Genomic DNA, 15076 nt, shown 5'->3' on the forward strand with positions numbered 1-15076 from the left:
GGCCTCCACGGCGAACGGCCCCTCCCCTCGCGGGTGAGGGGCCGTTCCTCGTCTCCGGGCGGCGGGCGGGCGCCGGGTCACCGCACCCGGCGAGGCGCCGCCCTGTCGCCGAGGCGCCGTCCTGTCGGCGGCGCCTCGCGCGGCACGTCGGTGTCCGCGGAGCGGGGCCGGAGCGGCCGTCGTGCGCGCCTCAGAGGGCCAGGCGCATCAGCACCCGGGGGAAGCCGTCGAGCACCGAGGTCGTGTCCGCGGCCTTCTCGAAGCCGGCGCGCTCGAACAGCGAGCGCGTGCCGACGTACGCCATCGTCAGGTCGACCTCCGTGCCGGCGTTGTCGACCGGGTAGCCCTCGATCGCCGGTGCCCCCTGCGATCGGGCGAACTCGACGGCGCCCTCGAGCAGCGGATGCGAGATCCCGCGCCCGCGGAAGCCGGGCCGCACGCGGAGGCACCACACGCTCCACACGTCGAGGGCGTCCACGTGCGGGATGCGCCGGTTCGTCGCGTAGCTCGTGTCGGCCCGCGGGTGCACCGCCGCCCAGCCGACCACCTCGTCGCCGTCGTACGCGAGGACGCCGGGCGGAGGGTCCTCCGCGACGAGCTCCCGCACCCGGGCACCGCGAGCGGGACCGGCGAGAGCCCGGTTCTCGACGGAGGAGCGGAGCCGGTAGCTCAGGCACCAGCACACGCTCGCGTCGGGGCGCTTCGGGCCGACCATCGTCGCCAGGTCGTCGAAGACGGTGGCCGCGCGCACCTCGATCGTCATGGCCGCAGCCTTCCACCGTCGGGGTGCGCGGACAAGCCGTTCAGAACTCAGGACGAACGACGAAGGACTTCCTCCCTGCCGCGGAATCGGGGTCGTGGCACCACGTTCGTCCTGCATCGTGAACGCACTCCGCCGATTCACCACTCCACCGGATGAATCGCACCAGCACCCCCTGTTGGACGGCGCCCAGGCGGGGCGCCTAGCGTGGACGAGGTATCCAACGAAGGAGCACTCCCTGTGAAGCACGTCCCCCTCGGCACCTCCGGTGTCGACTCCCCGAACGTCGTCCTCGGCCTCATGCGCATCCCCGAGATGAGCGACGAGGCCATCCGCGGCCTCGTCGGCGCCGCCCGCGACTCCGGCATCGACTTCTTCGACCACGCCGACGTGTACGGCGGCGAACTGCACCGCTGCGAGGAGCGCTTCGCCGAGGCGATGGCGCTCACCCCGTCGGAGCGTGAGCACGTCGTCCTGCAGACCAAGGCGGGCATCGTCCCGGACGGCCCCTACTTCGACTTCTCGTACGAGCACCTGATCGCCTCGGTCGAGGGCTCGCTGAAGGCGCTGCGCACCGACTACGTCGACGTGCTGCTCCTGCACCGGCCCGACGCGCTCGTCGAGCCCGATGAGGTGGCCCGCGCGTTCGACGAGCTGCACGCGTCCGGCAAGGTGAAGCACTTCGGCGTCTCGAACCAGACGCCGTACCAGATCGAGCTGCTGAAGAAGTCGCTGAACCAGCCGATCGTGGCGAACCAGCTGCAGCTCTCGATCACCCATGCGCCGCTGATCGCGCAGGGTGTCGCCTCCAACATGGTCGGCGAGGACCAGTCCGTCATGCGCGACGCCGGCATCCTCGACTACTGCCGCCTGAACGACATCACCGTGCAGGCCTGGTCGCCCTTCCAGGCGGGGTTCTTCACCGGCGTCTTCCTCGACAACCCGGCCTACCCCGAGCTGAACGCCGTCATCGACCGGCTCGCAGCGACGTACGGGGTCCCGGCGATCGCCGTGGCCACCGCCTGGATCACCCGCCACCCGGCGGGCATGCAGGTCGTGCTCGGCACGACGAACGAGCAGCGCGTGCGCGATGCGGCCCTCGGCTCCGATCTGCCGCTCACGCGGCCGGAGTGGTACGAGCTGTTCCGCGCGGCGGGCTACCTCGTCCCCTAGAGCTCCCACCCCGGAGGAAATGCGCGTCGGCGCAGAGAGGCACGGACTCCCCGGAGTCCGTGCCTCTTCCCGTCCCCGCGAGACGCCGGTCGTACGCCCGTCGCGGACCGAAGCGGCATCTCGCGGGCGAGGGGCGGGAATAGGAACGGCACCCCTGCGTTGAACTTGAGCGTAACCGACTCAACTTCCTCAGGAGGACAGGTGCCCGACAACTACAGCGAGGCCGGAGCGAGCTCGTTCGACGACTTCCTCGCCCGCTACCTCGACGGTGAGCGCGCCCGCGCGGCGCGGTCGATCGACCTCAGCCGATTCCTCACCGCCCGTACCCGCGACATCCTGCAGTCCGCAGGACGCTTCGCCCTCGAGCGCGGCCAGACCGAGCTCGACGCCCTGCACGTGCTCCGCGTGCTCATCGACGACGAGACCGTCTCGCAGGCCGTGCGCCGCATCGGCGTCGACCCCGCCGCCATCGCCACCGCCGCGGAGGCGCGCCTCCCGCAGGCCGACGAGGCCCACGCCTCGCAGAACGCGGCCACCATCACCCCCAGCGCGCAGCGCGCGCTGTTCCACGCCTACCAGGTCGCCCGCTCCAGCGGCTCGACCTACATCGAGCCCGAGCACCTCTTCTTCGCGCTCGTGCTCGGCCAGGACGCCCCCGCCGGGCAGGTCCTCGCCCGCGCCGGCGTCACCGCCGAGGCCCTCACCCAGGGCATGCGCGAAACCGAGGCCCCGCAGCAGCAGGAGGCGGGACAGCCCGCCTCCGACACTCCGATGCTCGACAAGTTCGGCACCGACCTCACCGCTCTCGCCCGCGAGGGCCGGCTCGACCCGGTCATCGGGCGCGCCGACGAGATCGAGCAGACCGTCGAGATCCTCAGCCGCCGCACCAAGAACAACCCGGTGCTCGTCGGCGAGGCCGGCGTCGGCAAGACCGCCATCGTCGAGGGCCTGGCCCGCGCGATCGTGGCGGAGGAGGTCCCCGAGCAGCTGCGCGGCAAGCGCGTGATCTCGCTCGACCTCCCCGGCATGCTGGCCGGCACCCGCTACCGCGGCGACTTCGAGGAGCGCCTCACCGGCACCATGGACGAGATCGCGGCGCACTCCGGCGAGCTGATCGTCTTCATCGACGAGGTCCACACCGTCGTCGGTGCGGGCGGCGGCGGCGAGGGCGGCATGGACGCGGGCAACATCCTCAAGCCGCGTCTGGCCCGAGGCGAGCTGCACCTCGTCGGCGCCACCACGCTCAAGGAGTACCGCACCATCGAGAAGGACCCGGCACTGGAGCGGCGCTTCCAGCCGGTCCGCGTCGGCGAGCCCGGCATCGAGGACGCGGTCGCCATCCTGCACGGCCTGCGCCCCGCCTACGAGGAGCACCACCGCGTGCGCTTCACGGACGAGGCCCTGCGCGCCTCCGTCGAGCTCTCGGCCCGGTACCTCACCGACCGCGTGCTGCCCGACAAGGCGATCGACCTGATCGACCAGGCCGGCGCGCGCCTCCGCCTCCGCCTCGGAGCCGGCGTCGACACCGGAGCTCTGCTCGAGCGTCTGGCGACCCTGGAGGCCGAAAAGAACGCGGCCGTCTCGGCCGAGCACTACGAGGAGGCGTCCCGCGTCCGCGACGAGATCAGCGCCGTGCAGGCGGAGCTCGACGCGGCCACCGGCAGCGCCCCCGCGGAGGCGGTCGTCGGCGAGACCGAGATCGCGGCCGTCATCGCCCGCGCCACCGGCATCCCGGTGTCGCGGCTCACGGAGGGGGAGCGCGAGCGCCTCGCCCACCTCGAGACCGAGCTGCACCAGCGGGTCATCGGCCAGGACGACGCGGTCACCGCGGTCGCCCGGGCCGTCCGCCGCAGCCGCACAGGCCTCGGCGACTCCTCGCGCCCGGTCGGCTCGTTCCTCTTCCTCGGCCCGACCGGTGTCGGCAAGACGGAGCTGGCGCGCACCCTCGCGGGCTCCCTCTTCGCCGATGAGCAGTCGGTCATCCGCTTCGACATGAGCGAGTTCGGCGAGCGTCACACGGTCTCGCGGCTGGTCGGCGCCCCTCCCGGGTACGTCGGCTACGACGAGGCCGGTCAGCTGACCGAGCGCGTGCGCCGGAACCCGTACTCGGTGGTCCTCTTCGACGAGATCGAGAAGGCGCACCCCGACGTGTTCAACCTGCTGCTGCAGGTGCTCGACGACGGGCGTCTGACCGACGGCCAGGGGCGGACGGTCGACTTCCGCAACACGGTGATCATCATGACCTCGAACCTCGGCTCGGAGTTCCTGGCCTCGCGGTCGGGTGCGCTCGGCTTCGTCGCTCAGAGCGACGCGTCGGCCGAGGGCTTCGCCTCGGAGAAGGACCTGCGCGATCGCGTCATGGGCCGTCTCCGCGAGGCGATGCGCCCCGAGTTCCTCAACCGGATCGACGAGATCGTCCTGTTCCGCCGCCTCGGCCGCGAGCAGCTGCGGGAGATCGTCGGCATCGTCCTCGACACCACGCGCTCCCGCCTCGCTCCCCGCGAGGTGACGCTCGAGGTGACGGAGGCGGCCGTCGACTGGCTCGCCGAGAACGGCTACGAGCCGCAGTACGGCGCCCGGCCCCTGCGCCGCCTCGTCCAGCGCTCCATCGACGACCGGATCGCCGACCTGTTCGTCAGCGGCGAGGTCTCCGACGGAGGCGCTGTCCGCGTCGACGCCGTCGGCGGCGAGCTGCTGGTGACCTCGGCCGCCGCCCTCCCGCTTGCCGCGTAGCCGGTCCCGCTCCGACCCCCGTCCCTCCTCCTCCCGCGAGACACCGCTCGTGACGACGGCACCGTCCGTCATCGTGAGCGGCGCCCGCAGAGGGGGAGGGGCGGGGGTCTTCGCGTCCCCACGGCTTGCCACAGCGGTCCGGGCGGGATAGACACGAGAGCACGAGAACCGGAGGCACGATGTCGAACCCGCGCTACTACGACCCCGTGGGCAAGGCGGTCCGGGCGCTGCTCGTGCTGAGCCTCGTCTGCTTCGCCCTGGCGGTGGGCATGTTCGCCCTCGACATCGTCATGCCCGGCACCATGACGGACGAGCGACGGCCCTGGGCCGAGGCCAGCGGGGCGCTCGCCTCGTTCGGCGTACTGGCCCTCATCGTCTACTTCGCGACCGTCGCGATCGTCGGCGCGATCCGGGGGCGAGGGCAGTAGCCCCGGCTCCGACGCCGTCGTCCGACAGGAACGCGTCCGGCCCGCGGGATCCGAGGATCCTCGCGGGCCGGACGCGTTCTCGCGAGCCGTCAGGCGCCGGTCAGGGGCACTTCTTCGCGGTGATCGTCACCTTCAGCGTGGCGTCCGGAGCGACGGGGGAGCCGCCGGCCGGCTCCTGCCCGGTGACCTGGCCGGCGTCGGGCGCCTTCGGGTCCTCGGCGCAGGCGAGCGTGATCTTCGTGAAGCCGGCGGCGCCGAAGGCGTTCTTCGCGGCCTCCAGGTCCTGGCCCGTCACGTTCGGCACGGTCTTCTGGTTGCCGGAGCTGGTGAACACGGTGATCGCGGTGCCGCGCGGGGCCGAGCCCGACGGGTCGGCGCGGGTGACCGTCCCGACCGCGGCGTCGCTCGCCTCCGTGCCGCCCTGCACGACGCCGAAGCCGGCCGCCTCGAGCTTGGCCTCGGCGTCGGCGGAGGAGAGCCCGACGACATCCGGGATGTCGACCTTCGGGACGACCTGCAGCGAGCCGTCGGCCTCCGGGAACGCCGTCCCGCCGTACGTCGCGTCGGCGGCGCGCATGACGACCGGCCAGATGCGGTGGCGCGCGGTGGCGGCGGATCCGGAGTCGAAGGAGTAGCGGCCGAGGCGCAGGTTCGCGTCGCCCTTCACGTTGAACACGCCGACGGCGGTCGCGACGCGGGTGCTCGCTCCGGTCATCCAGGTGGCCTTCGCGTCGTCGGTGGTGCCGGTCTTGCCGATCAGCGGAACGCCGTCGCCGGTGCGGGAGGCCACGGCCGTCCCGCCGCCGGTGAAGGTCGCCTGCAGCGCGACGGCCGCGGTGGCGGCGACGTTGCGGTCGATCGACTGGCGGCAGTTCGCCGGGGGCACCGGCTGGTCGGCTCCGGCGGAGTCGGTGATGCGGTCGATCGCGACGGGGTCGCAGGTCGTGCCGCCGGAGGCGATGGTGGCGAAGGCGCCGGCCATCGAGAGGGGCGAGACGTAGTTCGTGCCGAGCACCGACGACGGGTTGTGCTCGAGCTCCTCGCCGCTGCCCTGCTTCACGCCCATGTCGACCGCGGTGTCGCGGATGCCGCACAGGTCGAGCTCACGGGCCATGCCGACGAAGCCGGTGTTGAGGGAGGTCTTCGTGAAGGACACCGGGGTGCCGACCTCGCCGGTTCCGCCCTCGTCGTTCTTCGCGCTCGTCTCGTTGCTCGTGTCGGTGCCGCCGGAGACGCAGGAGTCCGTGAAGGTGCCCCAGGTGGACTTGCGCGTCCCGTCGACCGACTCGTTGATGCTGTGGCCCTCCTTCAGCCACTCCACCAGGGTGAAGAGCTTGTAGGTCGAGCCCGGCTGGATCCCGGAGGATCCGCCGTTGGCCCGATCGGTGCTGTAGTTCACGGCGCTGTAGGACGGGTCGGTCGTGAGGACGTCCGGATCCTGCGAGTACTTCTTGTTCTGCGTCATCGCGAGCACGCGCCCGGATCCGACCTCGACGCTGACGGAGACGGCTCCGACGTCGAAGTTCCAGGTCTGCGGGACCTGCGCGTCGACGGCGGCGACGGCCGCGTCCTGCAGGCCGACGTCGAGCGTCGTGTAGACGTCGAGACCGCCGCGGCGGAAGTTGGTCCAGCGGGTGTCCTCGTCGGCGCCGAAGATCTCGTTGTTCTTCAGGACGTTGGTGACGTAGTCGCAGAAGAAGCCCGCGTTGCCCGCGGTCGAGCAGCCGGTGCTGGGCTGGGTGATGCGGGGCTCGATCGGAGCGGCGACGGCGGCGTCGTGGTCCTCCTGCGAGATCTTCCCCTCCTCGAGCATCTTGCCGATGATGTAGTCGCGGCGGTCCTTGTTGCGGGCGTAGCCGTTCGCGGCGCCGTTGTCCGGGTTGTCGGGCTGGTCGATCCGCAGGACGGCCGGGTTGTTGACGATCGCGATGAGGCTCGCGGCCTGGGCGATCGAGAGGTCAGCGGCCGAGGTCGCGTAGTAGTAGTTCGCGGCGGTCTCGAGGCCGTAGGTGGTGCCTCCGAAGAACGCGATGTTGAGGTAGCCCTGGAGGATCTGGTCCTTCGTGTACTGCTTCTCGAGGCCGATGGCGAGCTTCATCTCGCGGAGCTTGCGCTCGGGGGAGGTCCGGGTGGCCTCGTCGATCGCGGCCGCGCGCTCGGCGTCGTCCGAGATGTTGCGGACGGCCTTCTCGACGAGGACGTTCTTCACGTACTGCTGGGTGATCGAGGATCCGCCCTGCACGTCGTTGCCGAGCACATAGGTCTGCGCGACGGCGCGGAGGGTGCCGGGGAGGTCGACTCCGCCGTGGTCGTAGAAGCGGGGGTCCTCACCCGAGACGGCGGCGTCCTTGGCGGCCTGGGCGATGCGGTCGAGCGGCACCTCGACGCGGTTCTCGACGTAGAAGGAGGCGAGCAGCTGCGGGCCGTCGGAGCCGGTCGCGTAGATGTTGCTCTTCTCGGAGAGCTTGTCGACCTCGAGGTAGTCGGGCAGGCCGTCGAAGACGCCGATCGACTGGTTCGCGGCGACTCCGGCGAGCGCCACGGCCGGGGTGACGGTGGCGGTCACGAGGACTCCGGCCACGACGCTCATGCCCAGGAAGCCCACGATCGCCTTGACCACACCACCGGTGGTCCTTCTGTCGGACGCCAAACCTTCTCCTTCGCGAATCCCCCCGGATGCTGCGACGACCGCGGCCGACGCCCTGCACGCTCCGTGCGGCAGGTCAACCTCGACAGACTAACCCGAGAGCCCCCGAAGACGAAGGCCCGGCCAGAGGCCTGAAAAGACCCTGACCGCGACCCGGGGGACGGTGTTCCCTAGGCTGTCGGCATGGCGAGCCCCTCCTCCGACCCCGGACCGGCCGACGCGACGACCCCGGAGGCCGCTCCGGTCGCGCCCCCGCAGGCCGTCCCCGCACCGCCCACGGGCGCCCTCTCGTACGCTCTCGGCTTCCTCGCGTTCATCGGGATCCCGTTCCTCAGCCTGATCGTGGGCGGCATCGTCATGGCGTCCGTGTACCCCTCCGCCCGGAGGAAGGGCGGGCTCGCCGCCGAGAACGCGCGGAACGCGGCGAACTGGGGCCTGACGGTGATCCTGATCGGGGTCGTGACGCTCGGCGCGCACGTCGTGCTGCTCTTCGCCGCCTCCGACACCCCGCTCGCGAAGGACTTCTATCCGATCGGCATCCCGATCACGCTGTTCGCCGTGCTCTGGCTGGTGCACTTCGTGCTGATCATCTGCGGACTGGTGAAGGCGAACCAGCGCGAGGTGTTCCGTCCGCGCATCGCGATCCCGTTCCTCCGCCCGCCCGCGGCCTGAGCTCAGGCGCCGACGGGCCAGAGGTAGTCGAGCCCCGGCGGCGTGCCGGGGAACAGCGGGCCGTAGTGGTCCTCGTCCTTGGCCACGAGCTTCGAGCGGTGCGAGAGGTGCAGCCGCTCGTCGCCGAACCACGGCGGGAGCGCGTAGTCGCCGGTCAGGTAGGCGGCGAGATCCTCCGGGGTGGCGGCGAGGGCCTCCTCGGTCTTCACGAGGCACGTGTCGGCGAAGCCGCGCTCCGTCCACTCCGCGCAGGTCTCGCGCTGGTAGGTCATCAGCGCCGGTCGGTAGCCCCGCCACATCCGCGTGACGGGGTGGTTCTGCCAGCCGTACCCCGGGACGGTCAGCGCCCGCATGACCTGCAGCGTCTCGACGCGCTGCTTGCCGAGCCGCTTGCCGTCGAGGGCGCGGACGCTGCGGTGGAAGTCGGGGTAGGGGAGGAAGGTCTGCACGCCTCCCAGTCAACAGCGGCCCGTCTCCCTCCGGCCACCCTCCCGTCACGCCGATGTCGCCTGGCGTGCGTAGCGTCCGGGGCATGACCGGACTCCCCCTCCTCGCCACCGACGACGTGCAGCTGCGCTGGGCGCGGCCCGAGGTCCTCGACTCCGCCCGCCACCGGATGCTGCGCCTGCTCACCCTCGCCGAGCGCCTGCGCTACGAGGCGACGAGTCGACGCGAGGTCCGGGACGGCTTCCTCCTCGGCCGGGTCCTCGTGCGCGAGCTGGCTGCTGAGACGCTCGGGATCGATCCCCTCGAGGTCGCCGTGGACGCGCGCTGCGAGCGCTGCTCCGGACCGCACGGCCGCCCGGTGCTCCGCGGCGAGCACCCGGCGCTGGAGCGGATGCGGATCAGCATCGCGCACTGCGACGGCGCGGTGGTCGCGGCGCTGGCGACCGGACGCGACATCGGGATCGACGCGGTGCGCGCCCGCAGCGTCCGCGACCGCGTGGCGTCCGGGGCGACGACGGCGGAGCAGGTGCTCGCCGATCTGCGCTCGCAGGCGGTCGCGAAGGCCGACGGGCGCGGGACGTCGAGCGACGAGCCCGTCCGCTTCCGCACCAGGGAGGGCGCGACCGAGGCCTGGATCGAGGGCTCGAGCCGCTACTTCGCCGTCTCTGAGCCGACGGTCCACTCCGCGCTCGTCGTGGCGGTCGCGGTCGCTCAGGAGTGACCGCGGGGCGCGGTCCCCGGCCGTTGCGCTGGTCCGCGCCTAGGCGAACAGCGACAGCGTGATCGTCGAGCGGTAGGAGCCGGCCTCGACGTCCGGCTCGGCCAGCAGCCGCAGCTCGGCGTCGGCGCTCCAGGTGCCGGCCCCGCCGGCGGCTCCGAGCAGCAGCGCGTCCTGCAGGCCCGCGCCGCCCTCGAGGGAGGAGGCGACCGGATCGCCCGCGACGGCGCCGGTGCCGGTGATCAGGCGCGGGGTCCAGCCGAGGTGGTCGGCTCCGATCGAGGCGCTCGGGCCGGTGAGGGCGCTCGCCGAGGCGAGGACGTACCAGTCGTTCTGCGCGCCGACGCGCGAGTCGGTGACGGTGACCGTGGGGAGCCCGCCCGTGAACCGGCGCTGGAGGGCGGTGGAGCCCGACTCGGCGAGGTCGACGGCGTCGGCGGCGACGGAGAGCGAGAGGGAGCCGGGCTGCGCCGGAGGAGTGATGTCGACGTCGACGTCCACTCCGTCGAGGTCGTGGAGCAGGGGCGGCGTGCGGGCCGGGTCCTCGCCGGTGAGGGGATCGGCGGCGTCGGGCGGGGTGGCGGAGGGGGAGTCGGTGGGACGGTCCGCGGCGGGCGGGTCTGTGGCGGGCCGGTCCGCGGGGGAGGAGCCGGTCGTCGGCTGCGCGGGGTCGACGGGGTTTGCGGAGGAGGGGCTCGAGGAGCGGCGGTCGGAGGCGCCGGATCCCGCACCGGGAGCGGAGGGGTCCGCAGTCGCCGCCGCATCCTCCGCGGGCGAGGCGGCGGTCGGCGTCGACACCGCTTCCGGGGCGGTCATCGCCTCGGGCGCGAGTGCGGCGGAGGCGAACACCACGGAGAGCACGAGGGTCGTCGTCGGGACGAACGCGGCGAGAGCGCGGGTGGTGCGGGTCACGGACGGTCCAGTTCTGCGGGCTCTGCGATGCGCCCGCCTGTGATTACTACCAGGAGCGTGAAGTGCTCTGCACCCCCGCTTCCGGGTGGAGTGCCGCGGAGCGCGCCAGCGGGCTCGGCCATGCTCGTGCGCCCACCTCCTCGACGAGGCGGCGCTGAGCCGGATCGATCAGGCGACCGATCTCCTTCTCGGGGAGCGCCTGCGGGGGAGCGGCCGTTCCTTCCCGCCCGCGGAGATCGACGTGACGGCGCTCCCGCCCAGGCCCGGCACGTCCTTCGGCATCTGGAGCCCTGAGCCGCGCGCCTCGAGCCCGCACTCGCCCTGCGCCTCGGATGATGTGCCGCACACGCAGAGGAGGGAGCGCCCGCGGGCACCCCCTCCTCCGTCACGGCCGGTCGACCGGCCGCCGTGCGCTCAGCAGACGCGGCCCGGGTAGGCCACCGTCTGCGCGAGGGTCTCGGAGCCCGCCGTGGCGGTCACCGTCACCTGGCCGCCCGGCATGCTCGCCAGGCGGGTGGTGAACGCGGCCGATCCGCTCGCACCCCCGGCCACCGCGGTGACCGTCTTCGAGCCGTAGGCCGAGGCCATCGCGACGTCGATCGGAGCGGTGCCGCCGTTCTTGGCGAGGACAGTCAGCACCGCCTTCCCGGCCACACAGCGCGACGTCACGGTCACCGGCACCGTCAGCGCCGGGGCGGCCGCCTCGGGGACGACGATCTCGCCGATCTTGAGGAACGAGCCCGGCGTGGAGAAGGTCAGCTTCAGGCCGGTGGCCGAGACCGCCGCGAACGGGATCGTGGTCAGCGTGCCGTTCGCCGCCGGAGCGACGTTCTGCGCGGTGGTCGGCTTCCAGGTGCCGTCCTCGGCGCGGTAGGCCACGCTCACCGACGCCAGGGTGCCCTCGGTGTTGGTGAAGGTGAGCCAGGCGACGCGGTGCGCCTCGGTGTTCGTCAGCGTGAACTCGGCGCTGCCGGCGAAGGTGCCGTCGGTCCAGGTCGACCAGGGGGTGCTCACGTTGCCGTCGCAGGCGTTCTTCGCGGGGAGGGTCGCGTACTTCGTCTGGCTGAACGACGCCGAGACCGCGGCTCCGGGGACGCGGCAGACGTTCGTCGGCGGCGCGATGCCCCAGATCTGCACCTCCGAGACCGACTGCCACGTGTTCGCCGCGCTGGTGAGGTGCAGGCGGAGGCCCGTGGTGTCGGGCAGGGAGGACAGGTCGAGGATCGCCGTCGGGGCGGATCCGGTCGCGGCCTGGCTGAGGGTGGTGGCGACCGAGGAGGTCGTCCATGCGCCGTTCACCTGGTACTCGACCTCGATCCGCGAGGGCCAGGTGGCGGTCGCACCGTCCTTGTAGGTGCTGACCGTCACCGAGTCGAGGTTCTGCGCCGCGCCCCAGGAGAAGGAGAGGCGGCTGTCGCGCGGGTAGCCGGCCGAGGACCAGTCGTCCCAGCCCTTGCCCTTGACGTCGCCGTCGATGAGCTTGCCGGCGAGGTCCGTGCGGCTCGAGACCGCGACGGACGCTCCGGGAGCGAGGTTCGCGATGCCCGGCTCCGCCACCTCGATCGTGCGGGTGAAGCGGCGGCCGGAGGAGAATCCGGCGTCGGCGGCGAGCGTGCCCGTCACCTGCACCGTGCCGAGCTCCGCGGGGCCGGGGGCGGCCCAGGTCACGGCGACGTCGCGGGTCGAGCCGTTGCTCGAGACCGAGACCGTCGAGGGGAGCGCGGCGGCGATGTCGGCGCCGCGGCGGACCTGCTTCGGCAGACGGGCGTCCACGACCGACCAGACGCCCTCGCCGACCCCCTTGTCGTCCCAGTAGGAGAGGTTCCAGCCGGATCCCCAGCGCGCCGGGTCCTCCTGAGCCGGGTTCCGCATCTCGAGGCGGCCGTTCTCGCCGACCGTCATCGGGAGCCAGACGTAGGTCGAGTCCGACTTGCCCTCGTTCCACCGGTCGCCCATGTAGACGTACTTCCCGGGAGCGAGGGTGAGGACGTTCGTCGACTGCGAGCCGAAGGTGGTCTTGCGGGAGTCGCCGATCGAGAGCAGGCCGTCGCCGCCCTCCGGGATCGCGTTGTAGGCGACGTTCTCGTCGGCGTCGCCCTTCTCGACTCCGCGGGTCCACGCGCCGAGGATCGAGTCGGCGGTGTAGTAGGTCTGCGGGTTCGGCGCCCAGCCGGTCGCTCCGGAGGCGATCGTGTAGTACTTGCCGCCGTTGGCGAAGATCGCGGGCGCCTCGAGGTGTCCGCACTCCTTCACGATCTGGAAGTCGGTGCCGCGCACCGGTGCTCCGGCCGCACCGTCGGCGAAGACGTAGGGGTACGTCCCGTCGGCCGAGTACTGGTTCGCGTCGAGGGTGTCGGTCGTGGTGGTCCGCTCGACGTTGGTGTAGTCGGCGTCCAGCTTCGCCACGTAGAGCGAGTAGTTCTCCTCGGAGGAGTAGGAGATGTACGCGGTGCCGTCCTCGTCCTGGAAGACGGTCATGTCCCGCGCCTGCCCGGGAACGGCGGAGGTGGTGCAGGCCTTGTAGTCCGTGCGGTTGTAGAGGCGGTAGACGCCCTGGAGCGTGAAGGGTCCGGTCGGGCTGTCCGAGACGGCGACTCCCGCCATCGAGCGCGCGTAGGTGCTGCCGCCCGGCGTGGTCCGGCCGTCGGAGTGCCACCACATGACCCACTTGCCGGTCTTCTCGTTGAAGAGGACCTTGGGGCGCTCGAAGATGGCGGTGTTCGGCGAGGCCTGCGTCGTGTCGAGGTGGTAGTCGAGCTCCGCGATGCGGTCGGCGCGAGGGGCTCCGGAGTCGTCGACGGTGTCGTAGAGCGCGTCGAAGTAGGGGGCCTCGAGGTCGGCCGGAGCCGAGACGCTGCGCAGCGCGGTGCCCTTGTTCTCCCAGTTGTGGCCGTCGGTGGAGCGGTAGACCGCGACTCCGGGGCTGTTCCAGTAGCCCTTCGTGCGGTCCTCGCCGTACCAGTACTGGACCTGCTGACCGCCCTCCTCGACGGTGACGATCTGGCCGCCGTGCGCCTGGATGTGGCGGCCGTCGGTGTCGTACCAGTAGGGCTGGAAGTAGCCGGCCGCGGTGCTGCCCGGGTCCTGGACCGCCGGGTAGTCGGTGTAGGTCACGGGCGTCGAGGTGCGCGGCACTCCGTCGTCGGGATCCGTGGCCACGGCGGCCGAGGCCGACTGCGCTCCTGTTCCCAGGAGTGCTGCGACGAGCAGCGCGGCCACCGCCGCGGCGGCCGTTCGTGGTCGAGACGTCATGCTGTGCTCCTTTGCACCGGGGACTTCGCGCATGTTCACGCAAACATCACGCTTCCACGAGGGTCTGATGACGTCAACATCCGAATCCACTCGATCGCCGGATCCCGACGGCTGCGGGCCCGGTCCTCGCTGCTCGACCTTCCGGCACGAGCGCTCCGCCCGACTGGAAGGCGCGCTCCGCGAATCGGCGATCATCCGATGCCGCCCGAACCGCGATCGCCCCCGGGCCGGAGGGCTCGAGGGCGATCGGACGTGCGGTGCGGCCTAGCCGCCGACCGCCTGGCGAGCGCTGTCGAGCCCGCTCGAGAAGGCGTCGGCGGAGGAGACGTTGCCCGACTCCAGCTCGACCAGCGCCCCCGAGAGAGCGGCGCCGATCGCTCCGGTGTCGGGGCCGTTCACGAACGAGGGGAAGTCCTCGACCGAGCTCGCGATCACCTCGCCGATCCTCGAGTCGCCGAAGAACGGATCGGTGTAGGCGCGGACGCTGTCGCTCTGCAGGGCGGCGGTGGCGGCGGGGAACGTGCCGGAGGTGGCGAAGTGGTCCTCCTGGCCCTCCGCCGACATCATCGTCTGGATGTACTGCCACGCGGCCTGCGGGTGCTCGGCCCGCGCCGGGATGGCGATGACGCTGCCTCCCCAGTTGCCGCCGACTCCGGGGACCGAGGTGACGCGCCAGTTCCCCGCGGTGTCGGGGGCGTCGGTCTTGATGCCCTGGAGGATCCAGGACGGAGCGACGGTCACGGCGAACGAGCCGTTCGCCCGGCCGGGCGCCCAGCCGGAGGAGAAGGCGGCGATGCCGGCGCTGATCCCCGTGTCGTGGGCCTTCACGGCGATGTCGAAGGCGTCCTCCACCTGCGGGTTCGTGTCGTAGACGAGCTCGCCGTCGGGGGAGTAGTACTTCTCGGTGACCTGGTTGATCGTCGAGTAGAAGACGCTGGTCTCCACGTTGTCGACGAAGGGCTCACCGGTCGCGGCCGTGTACTTCTCTCCGGTCGCGAGGAAGCCGTCCCAGTCGCTCCAGAGCGCGGCGACCTCGTCCGGATCGGTGGGGAGGCCTGCCTGCTCGAACAGGTCCGCGCGGTAGGCGAAGCTGAGGCCGCCCACGTCGGTCGGCACGCCCACGACGGAGCCGTCCGCCGCGGTCGCCGCGTCCGCCGCCCAGGGCAGGTAGTCCGCTCCGACGTCGTCGCCGCCCAGCGTGCGCAGGTCGAGGAAGTTGGCGCTGTTCTGGACGAAGCGCGGGAGGTCGTCGCCCTGGATCATGACGAGGTCGGGCACCTTCCCTCCGGCGAGGGCCGCGGTGAGGGCGGTGGCCGTCTCCTGGGAGGATCCGA

General features: G+C 72.0%; 11 protein-coding genes. 5 read left to right on the forward strand and 6 right to left on the reverse strand.

Features of this window, described 5'->3' with window-relative positions; translation table 11 throughout:
* Positions 1 to 190 precede the first annotated feature (190 nt).
* Positions 191 to 763 (reverse strand): GNAT family N-acetyltransferase, encoded by a 573-nt coding sequence (locus C5C74_RS12340; protein ID WP_104261495.1) that lies wholly within the window; start codon positions 761 to 763, stop codon positions 191 to 193.
* A 237-nt stretch (positions 764 to 1000) separates the two neighbouring features.
* Between C5C74_RS12340 and C5C74_RS12345 the strand changes: the two genes are divergently transcribed.
* The 3 genes from C5C74_RS12345 (at position 1001) to C5C74_RS12355 (ending at position 5094) form a co-directional block, all read left to right on the forward strand.
* The gene (locus tag C5C74_RS12345; protein ID WP_258064162.1) at positions 1001 to 1933 is read left to right on the forward strand and encodes an aldo/keto reductase family oxidoreductase; all 933 of its coding nucleotides are present in this window, start codon (positions 1001 to 1003) and stop codon (positions 1931 to 1933) included.
* A gap of 201 nt (positions 1934 to 2134) precedes the next feature.
* A complete protein-coding gene (locus C5C74_RS12350) occupies positions 2135 to 4666 on the forward strand; it encodes an ATP-dependent Clp protease ATP-binding subunit (protein ID WP_104351623.1) in 2532 nt (843 codons plus the stop codon).
* Positions 4667 to 4845: 179 nt separating this feature from the next.
* Positions 4846 to 5094 (forward strand): hypothetical protein, encoded by a 249-nt coding sequence (locus tag C5C74_RS12355; protein WP_104224361.1) that lies wholly within the window; start codon positions 4846 to 4848, stop codon positions 5092 to 5094.
* 100 nt (positions 5095 to 5194) lie between these two features.
* Here C5C74_RS12355 and C5C74_RS12360 read toward each other — a convergent pair whose 3' ends face one another.
* Positions 5195 to 7744 (reverse strand): transglycosylase domain-containing protein, encoded by a 2550-nt coding sequence (locus C5C74_RS12360; RefSeq protein ID WP_258063707.1) that lies wholly within the window; start codon positions 7742 to 7744, stop codon positions 5195 to 5197.
* A 180-nt stretch (positions 7745 to 7924) separates the two neighbouring features.
* Between C5C74_RS12360 and C5C74_RS12365 the strand changes: the two genes are divergently transcribed.
* Positions 7925 to 8413, forward strand: a complete 489-nt coding sequence (locus C5C74_RS12365) for a DUF4870 domain-containing protein (RefSeq protein WP_104261493.1) — start codon at positions 7925 to 7927, stop codon at positions 8411 to 8413.
* 2 nt (positions 8414 to 8415) lie between these two features.
* Here C5C74_RS12365 and C5C74_RS12370 read toward each other — a convergent pair whose 3' ends face one another.
* Entirely contained in the window at positions 8416 to 8862 is a 447-nt protein-coding gene (locus C5C74_RS12370; RefSeq protein ID WP_104336102.1) for an MSMEG_6728 family protein, read from the reverse strand.
* An 83-nt stretch (positions 8863 to 8945) separates the two neighbouring features.
* Between C5C74_RS12370 and C5C74_RS17495 the strand changes: the two genes are divergently transcribed.
* Positions 8946 to 9581, forward strand: coding sequence for a 4'-phosphopantetheinyl transferase superfamily protein (locus tag C5C74_RS17495; RefSeq protein WP_104309716.1), 636 nt, complete (start codon positions 8946 to 8948; stop codon positions 9579 to 9581).
* 39 nt (positions 9582 to 9620) lie between these two features.
* Here the strand turns inward: C5C74_RS17495 and C5C74_RS17500 are convergent, their stop codons facing one another.
* The 3 genes from C5C74_RS17500 to C5C74_RS12395 form a co-directional block, all read right to left on the reverse strand.
* Entirely contained in the window at positions 9621 to 10490 is an 870-nt protein-coding gene (locus tag C5C74_RS17500; protein ID WP_104351624.1) for a hypothetical protein, read from the reverse strand.
* 414 nt (positions 10491 to 10904) lie between these two features.
* Complete coding sequence (locus C5C74_RS12390; protein ID WP_104351625.1) at positions 10905 to 13742, reverse strand: family 43 glycosylhydrolase; 2838 nt, start codon at positions 13740 to 13742, stop codon at positions 10905 to 10907.
* A gap of 264 nt (positions 13743 to 14006) precedes the next feature.
* The coding region (locus C5C74_RS12395; RefSeq protein WP_104351626.1) for an ABC transporter substrate-binding protein at positions 14007 to 15076 on the reverse strand (1070 nt) is incomplete at its 5' end.

The organism is Rathayibacter sp. AY1E8, from assembly GCF_002931415.1.
Taxonomy (GTDB): domain Bacteria; phylum Actinomycetota; class Actinomycetes; order Actinomycetales; family Microbacteriaceae; genus Rathayibacter.